Origin of the sequence: Neobacillus kokaensis, from assembly GCF_014656545.1 — a bacterium.
Classification (GTDB): Bacteria; Bacillota; Bacilli; order Bacillales; family Cytobacillaceae; genus Neobacillus; species Neobacillus kokaensis.
This window is the reverse complement of record NZ_BNDS01000005.1, coordinates 30637-49067: the sequence shown is the minus strand read 5'-3', so window position 1 is coordinate 49067 and position 18431 is coordinate 30637. Positions and strand designations below refer to the sequence as shown.

The following is an 18431-nucleotide window of genomic DNA, read 5'->3' as shown; positions in this document are numbered from 1 at the left end:
TCTTTTTTTAAAAAATCAACGCCCCAGTTTAAAGGCCGTGTTTTGCTAAAAAATTAGATAGTAATAGTATTGAAAAAATATTGGATTTTTAAACATTTTTTGGCCGTGATTTTATTTTTACTAGACAATTTCGTGTGATTGTAATTCAATAGTTTGGGTAGTATAAAAATTGAATGGATGGAAATACGGCGGATGTTGTTTGCAAGACGTGTTTCGGTCTTTTGGGAGTGGTATGTAGAAAAATTGGAAGGATGATAATATATGGCTGGACTGTGGTTTACGGAAAAGCAAACGGAGAACTTTGGGATTACGATGAAAGTCAATAAAACCTTACATACAGAGCAAACCGAGTTTCAAATGCTGGAGATGGTGGAAACGGCGGAATGGGGCAACATGCTGCTGCTTGACGGCATGGTTATGACCAGCGTGAAGGACGAATTTGTCTATCATGAAATGGTTGCGCATGTGCCGCTATTTACCCATCCAAATCCGGAGAATGTGCTCGTTGTCGGCGGCGGCGACGGCGGAGTCATCCGTGAGGTATTGAAACACCCAAGCGTGAAAAAGGCGACCCTTGTCGATATCGATGGAAAAGTCATTGAGTATTCGAAGAAGTTTTTGCCGGAGATTGCCGGCTGGCTGGATGACCCGCGGGTGGATGTTCGAGTAGACGATGGCTTCATGCATATCGCTAACAGCGACAATGAATATGACGTCATCATGGTCGATTCAACAGAGCCTGTTGGTCCTGCGGTAAATCTGTTCACAAAAGGGTTCTATGCTGGGATTTCCAAGGCGTTGAAAGACGATGGAATCTTCGTCGCCCAATCGGATAACCCATGGTTCAAAGGGGACTTAATCCGCAATGTGCAGCGTGATGTTCGTGAAATCTTCCCGATAACCCGGCTGTATGTCGCCAATATTCCAACCTACCCGAGCGGCCTATGGGCCTTTACCATCGGTTCGAAAAAATACGACCCGCTCGAAATCCAAGACGACCGCTTCCATGACATAGAAACAAAATACTACACAAAAGAACTCCACAAAGCAGCATTCGTCCTGCCGAAATTTGTGGGAGATTTGGTGAAATAAATTCTAGATTTTCTCTGGAAGGGAAAATGAGCTTCAGAGAGTAAGTAGAAGGGTTCTAGCTGGTGTCTTGAAGGAAAAATGAGGATAAGACAGCAAGTAGAGTCAGTCAAGCTGGTGTCTGAAAGAGAAAATGAGGTTTAGACAGGAAGTATCCGTCTAGCTGGTGTCCGCAAAGGAAAATACGGTTTAAACAGCAAGTAAGAGGAACAAGAAGTCTACCTGTAAAAAAATGTGTCCGCTCCATGTGGAATCGTGTCCACGGGTGGTGCCTGACACCAAGACATAACACCAAGAAATAGAAAGAGAGGAAACCGAAAATGCGTTTTGATGAGGCTTATTCAGGGAATGTGTTTATTAAGAGTCATCCGAATTATGAGGAGAGCCGGGTTGTGCTTTATGGGATGCCGATGGATTGGACGGTGAGCTATCGTCCAGGGTCGCGCTTTGGCCCGGCAAGGATTCGTGAGGTGTCGATTGGTCTTGAGGAGTACAGCCCGTACCTTGACCGCGAGCTTGACGAGGTGAAATATTTTGATGCTGGGGATATTCCGCTGCCGTTTGGCAATCCGCATAAGAGCCTTGATTTAATCGAGGAATATGTAAAAACAATACTGGATGCTGACAAATTTCCGTTTGGCATGGGAGGAGAGCACCTTGTCTCATGGCCGGTAATGCGGGCAGTTTATAAAAAATATCCAGACCTCGCGATTATCCATATGGATGCTCATACTGATCTTCGTGAGAATTATGAGGGGGAAGAGCTGTCACACTCTACTCCAATTCGAAAAATTGCTGAATTGATTGGACCGTCTAACGTTTATTCTTTCGGGATCCGTTCTGGGATGAAGGAAGAATTTGAATGGGCAAAGCAAAACGGCATGCATATTTCTAAATTTGAAGTGCTTGAGCCGTTAAAGGAAATTTTACCGAAGCTTGCCGGCCGTCCTGTTTATGTCACAATTGATATTGATGTATTAGATCCTGCTCATGCGCCTGGAACGGGCACTGTGGATGCAGGCGGGATTACTTCAAAAGAGCTTCTTGCCTCGATTCACGAAATTGCCCGCTCTGAGGTGAACGTTGTCGGTGCCGACCTTGTGGAAGTAGCTCCGATTTATGACGTTTCTGAGCAAACCGCCAATACCGCAAGCAAACTGATTCGCGAAATGCTGCTTGGCTGGGTGAAATAATTTTTTATCATTCAGGTGTCTGCCCAAATAGGGTGGGCATCTTTGTTTTATATAGGGGCTGCGTCTGTTTATAATGGATATTAGCGAATTTAGCGAAAAGTAGCTTCTATTAGGGAATCTCCATCTTTTATTAGCGAATTATTTTTTAAAAGGGAAGTGCAGTTTTTTGACGACAAATGAAATACCAGTAAAGGTCACTGTAAAGACCACAATTGATGAAGCGGATCCGATGGAATTGGTTGTTTTTGGCCGCTATTTTCAAAAAGGCAATGCTTCCTATCTGAAGTATGAGGAAGTAATGGAAGAACTCGGTACTGTTCGAACGATTGTAAAGATATCCGAAGAGGAGATGTTAATTTTACGCAGCGGGGCGATAAAAATGCGGCTTCCGTTCCAGCTGCAGAAAAAATTAAATGGCAGCTATGAAATGCCGTTCGGTGTATTTGAAACAGCTACATTGGCGCAGAAAATGGAGTTTACCGACGGTCATGTACAAGGCGGCGGGCAAATTGATATTGTCTATGATTTCGAGATGCAGGGCTCTCCAGCCGGCACTTATCAATTAAAAATTCAATTTCATCCGGTTCACATGAGTGAATAATATCCAAAAAAATGCAAATAGTAGTAATGTACTTTTTTGCAAGGAGTGAACCGATAAATGAATGTGGGAAGAGCAAAAGAAATTCTCGAATCGGCAGAGATGATCAATGTCAGCTACGACGGGACGCCCGTGATTATCCAGCATGTCGATGAAACAACGAAAATGGCACGGATCTACACTAGAAAAGATCCGGATAATGAACGTGATGTCCCAGTCCTCAACTTAATAGAAGACTAACAAAGAGTCTCCGAAGCAAAGTTCGGGGACTCTTTTGTTTAGAAATTTTCAATTCGCGGATAAAACCGGAAATCCGCGGATAACCAACCTTGATTCGCGGATAACTTCAACAAATTGGCGGATAATTTATGAAAAAACGCGGATAAACTAATTTTTATAAAAAATAAGAAATTGCCCCAGCCAGGACTTCTTTCAAAGATCGGGAAAAATTCGGTTTTTCCAACGTCTCGAGTGTCAGCGGTTTGGAGTCCCGGATGTCTTTTGCTAAAACGTCTTTTAATTGCCTGATGAAATCAGCATCATAGATGAAGCAGTTGATTTCTTTGTTCAAATAAAGGCTGCGTTTGTCGAAGTTGGCGGTGCCAATATCGCAGACTTTATTGTCGACCACAAAGATTTTGGCATGATAAAAACCATTATTATATTGGTAAACCAGAGCACCTTCAGGCAAAAGCAGTCGGAAATAGCGGTAGGAGGCCTCCTGGACAAGTACATGATCAGCGGTAAACGGAACAACGATCGTAAGCTTGACGCCCCGCCTCAATGCCCTTAGAAGTTCATCCAAAATCCGCCGGCTTGGAATAAAATAGGGTGTACCAATCATGATTTCAAGTTCGGCCTGCTGTATTAACGAAATAAACCGCTCCTCAAGCTGATTGCCTTCAGTTGGAACCAGTTTATAGCGGATTCCGTCGAAGGCTGGTGCCGGAGAAAAGGCGAGCTCTGAAGCAGTCTCCATGTCAGCAGTTTTCATATGACTTCCCGCAAAACCCGATAAAGGCTTCCTTTGTAAGAAATCCCTGCTTTTACTACGTGAAAAACCGCAAGTCGCTCTATGCCAATCCAGCAGATATTCTTCTTGTAAAAACACCACATCATCACCGGTAATTTTTAAATGATAATCCCGCCACGGATTTAATGGAGGCGGGGCCTCATCAATATATTCCATGCCCACATTAAAGCCGCCAAGGTAACCGATTTTTCCATCAATCACAGAAATTTTCCGATGATTCCTGACGTTTGCAGAATAAAACAAAAAGGGGAGTTGAACGCGGTCACTAAAGGCCACTTTGACACCGGCACGCCGCAAGTCTGCAACCGCGGCCTTTTTTACCTTCAGGCTGCCAAGCCGGTCCAGCAAGAGGCGCACCTCAATCCCAGCCTGCGCCTTTTCTTTTAAAATTGAAAGAAATTCCGCTACAAACTCGTCATCCTTTACGATATAAAACAACACGTAAATCTGTTTTTCAGCCTGCCACAGCACTTCGAAATAATCTCGGAACAATTTTTTTCCATGAGTAAAAATTTTAAAATGGCCGCTAAGCATCGGGCTTTCTTGATCACCGATCAGCGAAAGTTGCTTCCTTCGACCTAAGCTAAAATCTAAAACGAGCCATAAAATGATAAGTAATAAACCTGCGCCTAACACAAACATTGGAATTCCTCCAATCAGTGAAATTAGTTTTTCCAGGGCAGTAGGATTCTATTACAACACTATTTTTGCGGATAATAAGGTGTACAATCTACAGAATTGGTAGAATATTTTAAAAACAGGTTGACTGAACGTGCGTTCACTTTATAATAGAAAGTAAGATATTTTCAAAAAATTAACTATTTTTTGCGATAAGGAAGGGTAATCAAATAATTGAAACTTTCAAAAACCTGTTGACTGAATGCTCATTCATTATATAATAATGATAAGACTAGTTCAGAAAATTAATTATTTTCAACTACTTGTGATAACAGCAGAGGAGAATTAAACGAAGGGGGCGTTTTACATGAATGGTCTGTTATGGATTAACCTTATTGCGTTTCTTGCTGTAACCGCTTACGGCATCAGCTTGTTCACCTATGTTGTCAAAACCCGGATCCAGTACATTAAGCTTGGAAAAAAGACGGAGTTTGACAACAATGTGAAGGAACGGCTGAACAAAATTTGGGTCATGGTTTTTGGCCAAAAGAAGCTCTTAAAGGACAAAAAGAGCGGGATTATCCACGTTATGTTTTTTTATGGCTTCATTCTTGTTCAATTCGGGGCAATTGATTTTATTTGGAAAGGAATTAAACCGGGATCGCATCTGCCGCTTGGCCCGCTCTATCCGGCATTTACCTTTTTCCAAGAAATTGTCACATTGACAATTTTAGTAGCGGTTGTCTGGGCGTTCTATCGCCGTTACATTGAAAAACTTGTCCGCTTAAAGCGCGGCTTTAAAGCAGGGCTCGTATTAATCTTTATCGGCGGCTTAATGCTTTCCGTTCTTCTCGGAAACGGTATGGGAATCATCTGGCATGGCGAAGAGCCAACATGGTCTGAGCCAGTGGCTTCGGTCATTGCTATGGCGCTTTCAGGCATTGGTGAGACTGCCTCCATCGTTATTTTTTATGTTGCTTGGTGGATCCATTTGCTATTCCTGCTTTCTTTCTTAGTGTATGTGCCGCAGGGCAAGCACGCTCACTTAATCGCAGGCCCGGCCAACGTTTACCTAAACCGTTTGGAGAAGCCTGGCAAGTTATCCAAGATTGATTTTGAAGATGAAACGCAGGAATCCTTCGGGGTTGGAAAAATTGAAGACTTTACCCAACTGCAAATGGTTGATTTTTACGCCTGCGTGGAGTGTGGCCGCTGTACCAATATGTGTCCTGCAACCGGGACTGGAAAAATGCTGTCGCCGATGGATTTAATTGTGAAAATGAGAGACCATCTGACTAATTATGGTGCCGCGGTGACGTCGAAAAAGCCATGGGTGCCAACGTTTGCATTTAACAATACGCAAGGGAATCAGCTGGCTCTTGCTGCCAGCGGGCAAGGCGCACAGGAATCTGCTGCTGCTTTATACAGCCCGAGCTTGATCGGCGACGTCATTACCGAAGAGGAAATTTGGGCATGTACGACGTGCCGCAACTGTGAAGACCAATGTCCGGTAATGAACGAGCATGTTGATAAAATTATCGATCTTCGCCGCTATCTGGTTTTAACAGAAGGAAAAATGAACCCTGATGCCCAGCGTGCGATGACGAACATCGAACGTCAAGGAAACCCTTGGGGCTTGAATCGCAAGGAGCGTGAAAACTGGCGCGAGCTTCGCGAAGATGTCGAGGTAAAGACGGTTAAAGAAATGAACAAGGCAGGCGTTGAGTTTGAATACCTCTTCTGGGTGGGGTCCATGGGTTCTTACGATAACCGCAGCCAAAAGATTGCCCTTTCGTTTGCCAAGCTGTTAAACGAAGCTGGCGTGAAATTCGCCATCCTGGGCAACAAGGAAAAGAACTCCGGCGATACAGCCCGCCGCTTAGGAAACGAGTTCTTGTTCCAGGAGCTTGCAACGAAAAACATTGAGGAATTTGAAAAAGCGGGTATCAAGAAAATCATTACAACGGACCCGCATGCGTATAATATTTTCAAAAATGAATACCCAGATTTCGGCTTGGAGGGTGTCGAGGTTTATCATCATACCGAAATCCTTTATGAGCTAGTCCGTGACGGTAAGCTCGTACCGAAGCATGCTGTCAATGAGACGATTACGTTCCACGATTCCTGCTATCTCGGACGTTACAACGATGTCTACGATCCGCCGCGTGAGATTTTGAAGGCGATCCCTGGTGTGAAGCTGGTGGAAATGGAACGCAGCCACGACAAGGCGATGTGCTGCGGCGCGGGCGGCGGTTTGATGTGGATGGAGGAAGACACAGGCCAGCGCATCAACGTAGCGCGTACCGAGCAGGCTTTAGAAACACATTCGTCGATGATCAGCTCCGCCTGTCCGTACTGCTTAACGATGCTGTCTGACGGAACAAAGGCGAAGGAAGTCGAAGACACAATCAGCACCTACGATGTCGCGGAAATTTTGGAAAAAGCAGTCTGCGGCGAGCCTGCGGCTGTAAGTGCCTAACATGGTGTGATTAGTTGAAAGGAGACGCGCGGCGCGCTAATTGGCGTGAGGGCGTGTCTCTAATTAGCTTGCGACGCTTTTTAATTATTGGAGGGCAGTTTAATTAGCGTAGGGTGCACTTCAATTAGCGCAAAAGCGTCTCCAATTAGCGTAGGGCGCACTTCAATTAGCGCAAAAGCGTCTCCAATTAGCGTAGGGCGCATTTCAATTAGCGCAAAAGCGTCTCTAATTAGCGTAGGGCGCACTCAAATTGGCGTAAAAGCGTTCCAATTAGCGTAGAAGCATCACTAATTAGCGCAAATAGTAGAGGTTGAAAAACAAAATTTTAGGAATTTTGTGTAAAACAATTCAACTTCTGCTATTTTTTATGTAGAATAGAGGTATGGATAAAACGCTTTCATTTCCATCTGGTTACGTGGTCTGAATTTATTTAGTCTGCGTTCGTTTTTGCATTTTGGCCGAGCGAGCGTTCAGTCGCTTGTTCGAAGACAGCTTTTTTTAAAAAAAATAAGTCTGAATTTTGGCAAAAGGGAGAGGGTTTTGAATGGGAAGAACGGTTATTTTAAGCGGTGTTCGTACACCATTTGGGAAATTCAACGGCGGTTTGAGCAGTCTTTCCGCTGCATCGCTGGGCGGCATTGCGATTAAAGAGGCACTGAATAGGGCGAATGTGGCGCTTGACGAAGTTGATGAGGTTATTTTGGGAACGGTTTTACAAGGTGGACAAGGGCAAATCCCATCTCGCCAGGCGGCAAGAAACGCTGGACTGCCGTGGGAAGTGAAAACAGAAACGATTAATAAAGTGTGTGCATCAGGGCTGCGTAGTGTAACTTTGGCAGATCAAATTATCCGCCTCGGGGATGAAGAAGTAATTGTCGCTGGCGGGATGGAATCAATGAGCAATGCTCCGTACATTTTGCCAAAAGCGCGCTGGGGCTTAAGGATGGGTGACGCTGCCGTTCAGGACTTGATGATTCACGACGGCTTAAGCTGCAGCTTCACTGGCGTTCACATGGGGACATACGGAAATTCAACAGCAGAAGAACTGGAGCTCAGCCGCCAAGCCCAAGATGAGTGGGCGTTTAGGAGCCACCAGCGGGCGATTGCCGCCATCGAGAGCGGGAAATTTTCCGAGGAAATAACTCCAGTGGAGGTACCGCAGCGAAAAGGTGCACCAATAGTGGTCGAGAATGATGAAGCACCGCGGAAGGATACTTCCATAGAAAAATTAATAAAGCTCAGGCCGGCCTTTAATGGCGAAGGGACGATCACCGCAGGAAACGCTCCAGGGGTCAACGACGGTGCCGGGGCGCTGGTGCTGATGAGCGAAGAGCGCGCATTGCGTGAGGGACGTAAAGTGGAGGCGGTTGTCATCGGCCAGGCGGCCATCGCTGTGGAAGCGAAGGATTTCCCAAAAACACCCGGATTTGTCATCAATGAAATTTTACGAAAAACAGGCAAGAGCATAGCAGATATCGATTTGTTTGAAATTAATGAGGCTTTCGCGGCAGTAGCGCTGGCGAGCGGACAAATTGCCGGTCTTGACCCGGAAAAGGTCAATGTTAATGGCGGTGCGGTCGCCCTCGGACATCCAATCGGTGCCAGCGGGGCGCGCATCATCATTACTTTAATGCATGAATTAAAGCGGCGCGGAGGCGGTATCGGGATTGCCGCGATTTGTTCCGGCGGCGGCCAGGGTGATGCGGTGATGATTGAGGTGCCAAAGGGATAATAGTTATTCCGGTTTTTGGCTGTTTAGCCAAAAAGATCGAAAAAATAGCCAAAACTCAAAACAAATAAAGAAGCCGGAGGCGAAAACATGAAGGTTGAAAAAGTAATGGTTGTTGGAGCAGGTCAAATGGGATCGGGAATTGCCCAGGTTTGTGCACAGGCAGGATACAAAGTGCTGCTGAATGATTTGAAACCGGAATTCGTGGAGCGCGGACTCGGAGTGATTAATAAAAATCTTTCCCGTAATGTCGACAAAGGCCGTATCACGGAAGAACAAAAGCGGGAAATTTTAAATAACTTAATAGCTTCAACTGATTTGAACGATGCCAGCGCAGTCGACCTCGTGATTGAAGCAGCGGTTGAAAATATGGAAATTAAGACGAAAATCTTTGCACAGTTAGATGTAATTGCCCCTGCCCATGCGATTTTAGCCAGCAACACTTCATCATTGCCGATTACCGAAATTGCGGCGGCGACAAAGCGCCCAGAAAAGGTGATTGGCATGCACTTTATGAACCCGGTGCCGGTAATGAAGCTGGTGGAAATTATCCGCGGTCTGGCAACGGCTGATGAAGTGTACCAGGTGATTGAAGATATGACAAAAACTTTGAACAAGGTACCGGTGGAAGTCAATGATTTCCCAGGATTTGTGGCCAACCGTGTGTTAATGCCGATGATCAATGAAGCGATTTATACATTGTATGAGGGTGTGGCAACAAAGGAAGCGATTGATGAGGTTATGAAGCTGGGGATGAACCACCCAATGGGTCCGTTGACCTTGGCAGATTTTATCGGACTAGATACTTGCCTATACATCATGGAAACACTCCATGAAGGCTTCGGCGACGATAAATACCGCCCATGCCCGCTGCTTCGTAAGTATGTCAAAGCAGGCTGGCTCGGCAAGAAGAGCGGACGTGGGTTTTACGTGTACGAATAAAGCTGGTTTATCCGTGGAACCGTGTTAGCTGTAACGACGAATCTGGAGTGGTATCGGTGAATCAGGGATATATCAGAAATTGCTCGACGATATGGATGTATCGGAAATAGATATTAGCGAATCCTGAGTAGATATCGGGTTCACATATCGGTGACTCTATGCCAGATATAAACGGATCGGTGCCAGAACGGTGCATCCTTGCCAGATATCCGCGTATCGCCAAGCGATATTTCGTGTAGCGCCAAGAATATATCGCGTATCGCCAGGCGATATCCGCGGATCAGCACCACATTTCCGTGACCCAACAAAACTATCCTCGGAGAAGGGGAGAACCGACATGAATCTGACATTTACAGAAGAACAAGAGATGATGAGAAAAATGGTGCGCGATTTTGCTGAAGCAGAAATTGCCCCATTTATTGAAAACATGGAGAACGGAGAATTCCCGCGTGAAATCCTGCGCAAATTGGGAGAGCTTGGATTGATGGGTATTCCAATTCCGGAATCATACGGCGGCAGCGCGATGGATTTTACCTCCTACATTATCGCCATCCATGAGCTTTCCAAAGTTAGTGCGACGATCGGCGTGATTCTCTCGGTGCACACCTCGGTCGGCACGAACCCGATTGTTTATTTTGGAAGTGAAGAACAGAAGCAAAAATATGTGCCGAAACTTGCATCCGGGGAATACTTAGGCGCTTTTTGTCTGACCGAGCCGAGCGCCGGGTCGGATGCTGCCAGCCTTAAAACCCGGGCTGTCCGCGATGGTGACGCCTATGTGTTGAACGGTTCAAAGGTATTTATCACCAATGGCGGTGAAGCAGATGTATATATCGTCTTCGCTACTACCGATCCAAAGCTTGGCACAAAGGGTATAGCTGCATTTATTGTAGAAAAAAATACCCCGGGCCTTTTGATTGGCAAGGATGAAAAGAAAATGGGGCTGCATGGATCAAGAACGGTGCAGCTGACGTTTGACAACATGCGCGTTCCGGCTGCTAATCTTCTTGGCAAGGAAGGGGAAGGTTTTAAAATTGCCATGGCCAATCTAGATGCCGGGCGGATCGGGATTGCTGCCCAAGCGCTTGGAATAGCCGAAGCGGCATTGGAGGCAGCGACTGCCTACGCTAAAGACCGCCGCCAATTCGGCAAGTCAATTGCCGCACAGCAAGGTATCGCTTTTAAGCTAGCCGACATGGCAACGAGTGTTGAGGCTGCGAAACTATTAGTCTATCGTGCCGCCAATCTGCGTTCTAGCGGACGGAAGTGCGGGATGGAGGCCTCCATGGCAAAGCTGTTCGCAACTAGAACGGCAGTGGAAGTCACGACGGAAGCGATTCAAGTATTCGGCGGCTACGGCTACACGAAGGAGTACCCGGTCGAGCGCTACTTCCGCGATGCCAAGGTAACAGAAATCTATGAAGGCACGAGCGAGATTCAGCGGATTGTGATCAGCAAGCATTTGTAAATAATGATCCAAAAATTGTTGATAAGTAAGCTTATCTATGTAGAAACCATCTGATTACCAAGAGTATTTTTCCAATTCAACCCAATATTTGTATATAACCCAGCTTATTTTGTTGATAAAGCCCTAAATTGTGTAGATAAACCTTCAAACTTTGTAGATAAATTCAAAAGTTATGTAGATATCGTCTTAAATCATGTAGATATCCTAAATCCGGAACAAGTAATTAGGGGAGGTCCTTCTAAAAATGAACTTTAAATTATCGGAAGAACATGAAATGATCCGTAAAATGGTGCGAGATTTTGCTAAAAACGAGGTTGCACCACAGGCCGCGGAGCGCGATGAGGAAGAACGTTTTGACAAAGAAATTTTTGACAAAATGGCTGAGCTGGGCTTAACAGGGATTCCGTGGCCGGAGGAGTACGGCGGCATCGGCAGCGACTATCTTGCCTATTGCATCGCTGTGGAGGAATTGTCCCGTGTTGACGCATCAATCGGTGTTACCCTTTCTGCCCACACATCGCTTGCCGGCTGGCCAATCTATAAATTTGGCAGCGAGGAGCAAAAGCAAAAATACCTTCGCCCGATGGCAGAGGGAAGCAAAATTGGTGCTTACGGCTTAACAGAGCCAAGCAGCGGATCTGATGCCGGCGGAATGAGAACGACAGCAAAACTTGACGGCGATGACTATGTCCTGAACGGTTCCAAAATTTTCATCACGAACGGCGGGATTGCCGACATTTATGTTGTGTTTGCCTTAACTGACCCATCGAGCAAGCAAAAAGGGACAACAGCATTCATTGTAGAGAAAGACTTCCCTGGTTTCTCCGTAGGTAAAAAAGAAAAGAAACTCGGTATTCGTTCGTCGCCAACCACAGAAATTATTTTTGAAGATTGCCGCGTGCCTGTCGCCAACCGCCTCGGTAAAGAAGGGGAAGGCTTTAAAATTGCGATGATGACGCTTGATGGGGGACGTAACGGAATTGCTGCGCAGGCAGTCGGAATTGCTCAAGGAGCGCTGGATGCGGCAGTAGAATATGCAAAGGAACGCCACCAATTTGGCAAGCCAATTGCTGCCAACCAAGGCATCAGTTTCAAGCTTGCCGATATGGCCACATCGATTGAAGCTTCAAGACTATTAACCTATCAAGCGGCATGGCTTGAATCCAACGGGCTGCCGTATGGCAAAGAGTCGGCAATGTCGAAGTTACTTGCCGGAGATACGGCGATGAAGGTCACAACGGAAGCGGTACAGGTATTTGGCGGATACGGCTATACAAAGGATTACCCAGTTGAACGTTTTATGCGCGACGCTAAGATTACGCAAATTTATGAAGGCACACAGGAAATTCAGCGCCTCGTGATTTCACGTATGTTAACAAAATAAAGGGCCGGCCAGTACGAAAAAACAGTTGCCGCTTCAATACAAGTAAGCTATTTTACTAGAAAGGCGAAAATCAACGGATCGCCAAATTTGAAAAATAAAGGCGGTTAAAGGAATGAATAAACGAGAAGTTCAGGCTTCGGTCAAGGACGAACGTCTAGTACAAAAAAGGCGCGATCAAATGATCAAAGGGGCCGTACAGCTTTTTAAAGAAAAAGGATTTCACCGGACGACCACTAGAGAGATTGCTAAAGCAGCAGGCTTTAGTATCGGAACATTGTATGAATACATCCGTACCAAGGAGGATGTTCTGTACCTTGTTTGTGACAGCATTTACGACCATGTAAGTGAACGGCTGCAGCAGGATCTTGAACTGAAAAAAGGAACTTTAGAAAGCTTACAACTAGGTATAACGAACTTTTTCCAAGTGATGGATGAAATGCAGGCCGAGGTGCTTGTTATGTATCAGGAAGTAAAATCACTGACAAAGGATGCTCTGCCATATGTGTTAAAAAAGGAAATGCAAATGGTCGGCATGTTTGAATCACTGCTGCGCAAATGTGTGGAGAATGGTGAGCTGGTTTTATCCGAAAAACAAATCAAAATGATCGCTCATAATATTTTCGTGCAAGGGCAAATGTGGGGCTTCCGCCGCTGGGCATTACGAAAATTATATACGCTGGATGAATATATTGAACTGCAAACGGAACTTATACTGGCGGGGTTAAGCCAGTACCAACCACAAAAAGAATGACAGGGGGAGCAGGATGAGTAAAAAGTATCAGCCTAAACACCATATTCGTTTTGTTACAGCTTCAAGTCTTTTTGACGGGCATGATGCCTCCATCAATATTATGAGGCGGATTCTCCAAGCGAGCGGGGCAGAGGTCATTCACCTCGGGCATAACCGCTCAGTAGAAGAGGTCGTGAATGCCGCGATTCAAGAGGATGTTCAGGGGATTGCGATTTCCTCTTATCAAGGCGGGCATGTGGAATATTTTAAATACATGTATGATCTTTTAAAAGAAAAAGGGGCGCCTTATGTCCGCATTTACGGAGGCGGAGGCGGAGTCATTATCCCGAGGGAAATCAAAGAACTGCATGATTACGGAATTGCTCGTATCTTTTCACCGGATGACGGCCGTGAATTTGGTCTGCAGGGCATGATTGACCAAATGATTGAGGAATGCGACTTTTCAACGATCAGCGGTGATGTGGCTGAGCATATCGAGAAACTGCCCACGGGGGACGTTAATGCGATTGCCAAGCTGATTACCCTGGCAGAGCTGCATGTCGATCAAAAAAGTGAAGCGGCGGCAGCGGCTGAGCAGGTGCTGGAAAAAGTCAAGCAGCTGGAAAAGGAAATACCGGTTGTCGGGATTACTGGAACAGGCGGCGCTGGAAAAAGCTCGCTGACTGATGAATTAATCCGCCGTTTTATCAACGAATTCCCGGATAAAAAAGTGGCGATTTTATCTGTTGACCCGACAAAGCAAAAAACGGGGGGCGCCCTCCTCGGCGATAGGATTAGGATGAATGCTATTTTTTCACCTAATGTCTATATGCGAAGCTTGGCGACAAGGGCCGCACGGAGCGAATTGTCGTTAGCGATTACCGACGCTGTTGCCGTTACGAAGGCGGCCGGATTTGACCTGGTAATTGTCGAAACAAGCGGGATTGGCCAAGGCGATGCAGGTATTACCGAGATTTGCGATATTTCAATGTACGTCATGACAAGCGAGTTCGGTGCCCCGTCACAGCTTGAAAAAATCGATATGATCGACTTTGCGGACTTAATTGTCATTAATAAATTTGAACGCAAGGGTTCAGAAGATGCGAAGCGCCAGGTGCAAAAACAATATCAGCGCAGCCATATGCTGTTTGAAAAGGACCCGTCAGAGATGCCGGTTTATGGCACGATTGCCAGCCAGTTCCATGACCCGGGTACAAACGCGTTATTTGCTGCGTTAATTGAAAAAATAAATGAAAAAGCGGGAACAGATTGGATGACCACTTTCAGCAAAAAAGCTGTTGTGGAAAAGCAAAATGTCATTATTCCAACGGACCGCCGTTATTATCTAAGAGAGATTTCCGATGCTGTCCGCGGCTATCATAAGAAGGCAGAAGAGCAGGCGGATCTTGCCCGAAAGGTGTTCCAAATCGAAGGCGCAGCCGAAGCGGTAAAAGACCAGCCGGAAGTTGTAGCAGCGCTGGAAGTGGTCAAGGCTGAGACAGAGTCAAGGTTAACACCTGAATCGAAAAAGATCCTCGACGGCTGGGCTCAGACAAAGGCAGCCTACAGCAGCGACAAGTTTGTCACAAGAATTCGTGATAAAGAGATTATCACGGTGTTAAAAACGAAAAGCTTGTCAGGCCTTGATATTCCAAAAGTGGCTTTGCCAAAGTATAAGGATTACGGCGAGATCCTGCGCTGGGTGTACCGCGAAAACGCCCCAGGCTCGTTCCCGTACACGGCAGGGGTATTTCCGTTCAAGCGTGAAGGCGAGGACCCGAAACGACAGTTTGCCGGAGAAGGGACACCGGAGCGGACGAACCGCCGCTTCCACTATTTATCGAAGGATGATCCAGCCAAGCGCCTAAGTACGGCGTTTGATTCGGTTACATTGTATGGCGAGGATCCAGATTACCGTCCGGATATTTACGGCAAAGTCGGCGAGAGCGGTGTCAGCATTTGTACGTTGGACGATATGAAAAAGCTGTATGACGGCTTTGACTTATGCCATCCGTCGACATCAGTTTCAATGACAATCAACGGACCAGCGCCGATTATTTTGGCGATGTTCATGAACACGGCGATTGACCAGCAGGTGAAACGCAAAGAGGCCGAGCTCGGCCGTGTGTTGACTGTTGAAGAGTTTGCTGAAGTGAAAGCCTATACATTACGGACTGTACGCGGAACGGTACAGGCGGATATTTTAAAAGAAGACCAAGGCCAGAATACATGTATTTTTTCAACAGAATTTGCGCTGCGGATGATGGGCGACATTCAGCAGTATTTCATCGACAATCAGGTACGCAATTACTATTCAGTATCAATTTCCGGCTACCATATCGCTGAAGCGGGGGCAAACCCAATTTCCCAGCTGGCATTCACGCTTGCAAACGGCTTTACCTATGTGGAGTATTATTTAAGCCGCGGCATGCACATTGATGATTTTGCGCCGAACCTGTCATTCTTTTTCTCAAATGGCTTGGATCCGGAGTATACCGTCATCGGCCGCGTGGCGCGCCGCATTTGGGCTGCTGTTATGCGTGAAAAATATGGTGCCAATGAGCGAAGCCAGAAGCTGAAGTACCATGTACAGACATCCGGACGCTCGCTGCACGCGCAGGAAATTGATTTTAATGATATCAGAACAACCCTGCAGGCATTGATGGCATTGCATGATAACTGCAACTCGCTTCATACGAATGCTTATGATGAGGCGATTACGACGCCGACCGAGGAATCAGTCCGCCGGGCGATGGCGATTCAGATGATTATTACAAAAGAGCATGGCTTAACGAAGAATGAAAATCCGCTGCAGGGTTCGTTTATCGTCGAAGAGCTGACTGACCTTGTGGAAGAGGCAGTGCTGCAGGAATTTGACCGCTTAAATGACCGCGGCGGCGTTCTTGGGGCGATGGAAACGCAATACCAGCGCGGCAAGATCCAGGATGAGTCAATGTATTATGAAATGAAAAAGCATACCGGCGAACTGCCGATCATCGGGGTCAATACGTATTTAAATCCGAATCCGCCGTCTGCGGAAGAGGTTGATAATATGGAGCTGGCCCGGGCAACGAAGGAAGAGAAGGAACTGCAAATCCATAATTTGCGCGCCTTCCAGGAGGAGCATGCTGACATGGCGGCGGCTGCGTTAACGCGGCTGAAGGAAGCAGCGGTAAGCGGCGGCAATATTTTTGCCGAGCTGATGGAAACCGTCAAAGTCGCTAGCCTCGGCCAGATTTCCCGAGCGCTTTACGAGGTCGGCGGGCAATACCGACGCAATATGTAAAGATGATTTTGGCATTATGTTGATTGGAGCGCAGCTTAACAGGCAAGTTTAACAAAAAATACAATGGCCATTTTATGCCATTGTATTTTTATGTTAAAATCACATATAAGTAAGGACAAACATCTTAAGAATATGGGCAGGTGTCCACTTTTATGAAATTAGGTTATATGATCATTATTTTACTTATATTTGCCTGGCCATTGTATTATTTGTACGAACGGCAATTAGGAGCGATTTCCTTCCTGCTGTTGGCAATCTTCTTTCTGGTGGTCTCCATTAAAGAATATAAGAAGTTTCGGGAACAAAAGGAACGAGACGGGGAGTAATTTTTTTAGGAAACCTCTGTTGGAACTAGCATAAACAGGGGGAATTTGTTTATAATGGAGAATATGCATTTAGATCAACCAAAATAATTGCCGTGTTTAATAGAGAAAGGAAGTGCCTTAGCTTGAGTCTAGCACAATACTCAAAAGAGGAGTTACTAGAGTTATCCCTCATTGAAATGGCGTATGAATATTTAAAAAACAGCAAGCAGCCAATTTCTTTTCATGATTTAGTAAAAGAAATTTCCGCTGCTGCCGCTATTTCGGAAGAAGTTATGCGATCTCGTCTGGCCCAATTTTACACAGACATCAATATCGATGGCCGTTTTCTTTCATTAGGAGAAAACCGTTGGGGACTTCGCGTGTGGTACCCTGTTGATACCCAGGAGGAAGAAGTCGTGACCGCTGTGAAGCCGAAGAAGAAGAAGGCGAAAAAGGTTGTCGATGAAGAGGATCTTGACGTATACGATGAACTTGATGAAGAGGATTACGATGACGTCGATGACTTCGAAGAGGATGACCTTCTAGATGATGAGGAAGAATTTGACGACATTGATGAAGTTGATGAATTCGATGATGAAGAGGAAGTACTAGAGGACGACGAGGAATTCGAGCTTGACGAAGAGGAAGAACTCGACGAAGACCTTGAACTTGAGGACGAAGAGGACGAGGAAGAAGAGGAAGAGGAAGACCTGTAAAGCGGGGATTCTAGCTTATATTAGATTTTTAAAAGCTGCTCACAAATGGTGGGCGGCTTTTTTTATTAGAGAGGCTTTTTGATCAACTTTTTCCCAATTGTATGTTTGTCCAAACGTTTTTTTTAAAACCCAATAAACTGTTGTTGACTACTAAAAAGGAGTGGTAAATTTTGGGTTTACAACAACTGTTTTCGGGTTTTCGAGCTTTTAGTACAACTAATCAACCAGTCGTAGGAGGATCTGTATTTCCTGTTTTATTTCAAGATGATTTTACACCGCCATATGGATTTGATGTTATGGGTGAATACGATCCCGCAACATCCACCTTTACGGCTCATCAAGATGGGGTTTACTCTATTTTAGCTTCAATTGGATTTGAACCAAATTCTACACTGGCCCCGGTAAATTTTGCTGTGGAAGTTGATATCATATTAAATGGTACTGATTTATTAACAACTGATTTGGATAATGTACCGGTAGAATTATTTGGGGTTCCAGTCGTAGTAAGTACCTCAAGTATCGTACAATTAAATGCTGGAGATACACTGTCGGTACAATTTAGCGCGTTTTCACGAGAAATCGGCTTTGTTAATGGGGTAATTTTAGGATTACCTTTTAATACACACTTTGAAGCGGCAAGATTCCCATCACCATTAATGAACAATATGCCGGCTAGTCCTGCATTTCCGACAGTAAAGGGAGCATTACAAGAACCATTTCTCAAAAAATTCTTTAAAAAGTAATGCATTGCGATATTCATTTTTTAACTTTAGAAGTGCTTGACTTTTCTTCCGCCCCCTTGTAATATCTAGTTTGGGCTCCTTAAAAAAGGACAATTCGTATTTACTAAAATATACGCTC

At 45.5% G+C, this 18431-nt stretch carries 15 protein-coding genes; 14 read left to right on the top strand and 1 reads right to left on the bottom strand.

The genetic code is table 11. From position 1 onward, the window contains the following. Positions 1-261: 261 nt before the first annotated feature. The 4 genes from speE (at position 262) to IE222_RS07520 (ending at position 3120) form a co-directional block, all read left to right on the top strand. Entirely contained in the window at positions 262-1092 is an 831-nt protein-coding gene (gene speE, locus IE222_RS07535; RefSeq protein ID WP_191271361.1) for a spermidine synthase, read from the top strand. A 317-nt stretch (positions 1093-1409) separates the two neighbouring features. Next, a complete protein-coding gene (gene speB / locus IE222_RS07530; RefSeq protein ID WP_191271359.1) occupies positions 1410-2282 on the top strand; it encodes an agmatinase in 873 nt (290 codons plus the stop codon). Positions 2283-2448: 166 nt separating this feature from the next. After that, positions 2449-2883, top strand: a complete 435-nt coding sequence (locus IE222_RS07525) for a YwiB family protein (protein ID WP_223282618.1) — start codon at positions 2449-2451, stop codon at positions 2881-2883. 57 nt (positions 2884-2940) lie between these two features. Then, positions 2941-3120, top strand: coding sequence for an H-type small acid-soluble spore protein (locus IE222_RS07520; RefSeq protein WP_191271357.1), 180 nt, complete (start codon positions 2941-2943; stop codon positions 3118-3120). 154 nt (positions 3121-3274) lie between these two features. Here the strand turns inward: IE222_RS07520 and IE222_RS07515 are convergent, their stop codons facing one another. After that, on the bottom strand, positions 3275-4555 hold the full coding sequence (locus tag IE222_RS07515) for a phospholipase D-like domain-containing protein (RefSeq protein ID WP_191271355.1): 1281 nt from the start codon (positions 4553-4555) through the stop codon (positions 3275-3277). A 343-nt stretch (positions 4556-4898) separates the two neighbouring features. Here IE222_RS07515 and IE222_RS07510 point away from each other — a divergent pair, with 343 nt between their 5' ends. The 10 genes from IE222_RS07510 to IE222_RS07465 all read left to right on the top strand — a co-directional run bounded on the left by IE222_RS07510 (position 4899) and on the right by IE222_RS07465 (position 18313). Beyond that, on the top strand, positions 4899-7010 hold the full coding sequence (locus IE222_RS07510; protein WP_191271353.1) for a (Fe-S)-binding protein: 2112 nt from the start codon (positions 4899-4901) through the stop codon (positions 7008-7010). 544 nt (positions 7011-7554) lie between these two features. After that, complete coding sequence (locus tag IE222_RS07505) at positions 7555-8742, top strand: acetyl-CoA C-acetyltransferase (protein WP_191271351.1); 1188 nt, start codon at positions 7555-7557, stop codon at positions 8740-8742. Positions 8743-8829: 87 nt separating this feature from the next. Further along, positions 8830-9681 (top strand): 3-hydroxybutyryl-CoA dehydrogenase, encoded by an 852-nt coding sequence (locus tag IE222_RS07500; protein ID WP_191271349.1) that lies wholly within the window; start codon positions 8830-8832, stop codon positions 9679-9681. A gap of 337 nt (positions 9682-10018) precedes the next feature. Continuing rightward, the gene (locus IE222_RS07495; protein WP_191271347.1) at positions 10019-11149 is read left to right on the top strand and encodes an acyl-CoA dehydrogenase; all 1131 of its coding nucleotides are present in this window, start codon (positions 10019-10021) and stop codon (positions 11147-11149) included. 244 nt (positions 11150-11393) lie between these two features. Continuing rightward, entirely contained in the window at positions 11394-12533 is a 1140-nt protein-coding gene (locus IE222_RS07490; protein WP_191271345.1) for an acyl-CoA dehydrogenase, read from the top strand. 112 nt (positions 12534-12645) lie between these two features. Beyond that, positions 12646-13284: a TetR/AcrR family transcriptional regulator gene (locus IE222_RS07485; RefSeq protein WP_191271344.1), complete on the top strand. Its 639-nt coding sequence runs from the start codon at positions 12646-12648 to the stop codon at positions 13282-13284. 13 nt (positions 13285-13297) lie between these two features. Beyond that, positions 13298-16549, top strand: a complete 3252-nt coding sequence (gene icmF / locus IE222_RS07480; RefSeq protein WP_191271342.1) for a fused isobutyryl-CoA mutase/GTPase IcmF — start codon at positions 13298-13300, stop codon at positions 16547-16549. Positions 16550-16701: 152 nt separating this feature from the next. After that, positions 16702-16875, top strand: coding sequence for a hypothetical protein (locus IE222_RS07475; RefSeq protein ID WP_191271340.1), 174 nt, complete (start codon positions 16702-16704; stop codon positions 16873-16875). A gap of 122 nt (positions 16876-16997) precedes the next feature. Next, complete coding sequence (gene rpoE / locus IE222_RS07470) at positions 16998-17570, top strand: DNA-directed RNA polymerase subunit delta (RefSeq protein ID WP_191271338.1); 573 nt, start codon at positions 16998-17000, stop codon at positions 17568-17570. Between the two features lie 170 nt (positions 17571-17740). Next, positions 17741-18313 (top strand): ABC transporter permease, encoded by a 573-nt coding sequence (locus IE222_RS07465; protein WP_191271336.1) that lies wholly within the window; start codon positions 17741-17743, stop codon positions 18311-18313. Positions 18314-18431 lie beyond the last annotated feature (118 nt).

Bases quoted from the DNA above. Each gene is read 5' to 3' on its own strand.
- IE222_RS07510 (WP_191271353.1), top strand. From the start codon at position 4,899: ATGAATGGTCTGTTATGGATTAACCTTATTGCGTTTCTTGCTGTAACC.
- IE222_RS07515 (WP_191271355.1), bottom strand. From the start codon at position 4,555: ATGTTTGTGTTAGGCGCAGGTTTATTACTTATCATTTTATGGCTCGTT.
- IE222_RS07490 (WP_191271345.1), top strand. From the start codon at position 11,394: ATGAACTTTAAATTATCGGAAGAACATGAAATGATCCGTAAAATGGTG.
- speB (WP_191271359.1), top strand. From the start codon at position 1,410: ATGCGTTTTGATGAGGCTTATTCAGGGAATGTGTTTATTAAGAGTCAT.
- IE222_RS07475 (WP_191271340.1), top strand. From the start codon at position 16,702: ATGAAATTAGGTTATATGATCATTATTTTACTTATATTTGCCTGGCCA.
- IE222_RS07520 (WP_191271357.1), top strand. From the start codon at position 2,941: ATGAATGTGGGAAGAGCAAAAGAAATTCTCGAATCGGCAGAGATGATC.
- IE222_RS07505 (WP_191271351.1), top strand. From the start codon at position 7,555: ATGGGAAGAACGGTTATTTTAAGCGGTGTTCGTACACCATTTGGGAAA.
- IE222_RS07500 (WP_191271349.1), top strand. From the start codon at position 8,830: ATGAAGGTTGAAAAAGTAATGGTTGTTGGAGCAGGTCAAATGGGATCG.
- icmF (WP_191271342.1), top strand. From the start codon at position 13,298: ATGAGTAAAAAGTATCAGCCTAAACACCATATTCGTTTTGTTACAGCT.
- IE222_RS07485 (WP_191271344.1), top strand. From the start codon at position 12,646: ATGAATAAACGAGAAGTTCAGGCTTCGGTCAAGGACGAACGTCTAGTA.
- speE (WP_191271361.1), top strand. From the start codon at position 262: ATGGCTGGACTGTGGTTTACGGAAAAGCAAACGGAGAACTTTGGGATT.
- IE222_RS07495 (WP_191271347.1), top strand. From the start codon at position 10,019: ATGAATCTGACATTTACAGAAGAACAAGAGATGATGAGAAAAATGGTG.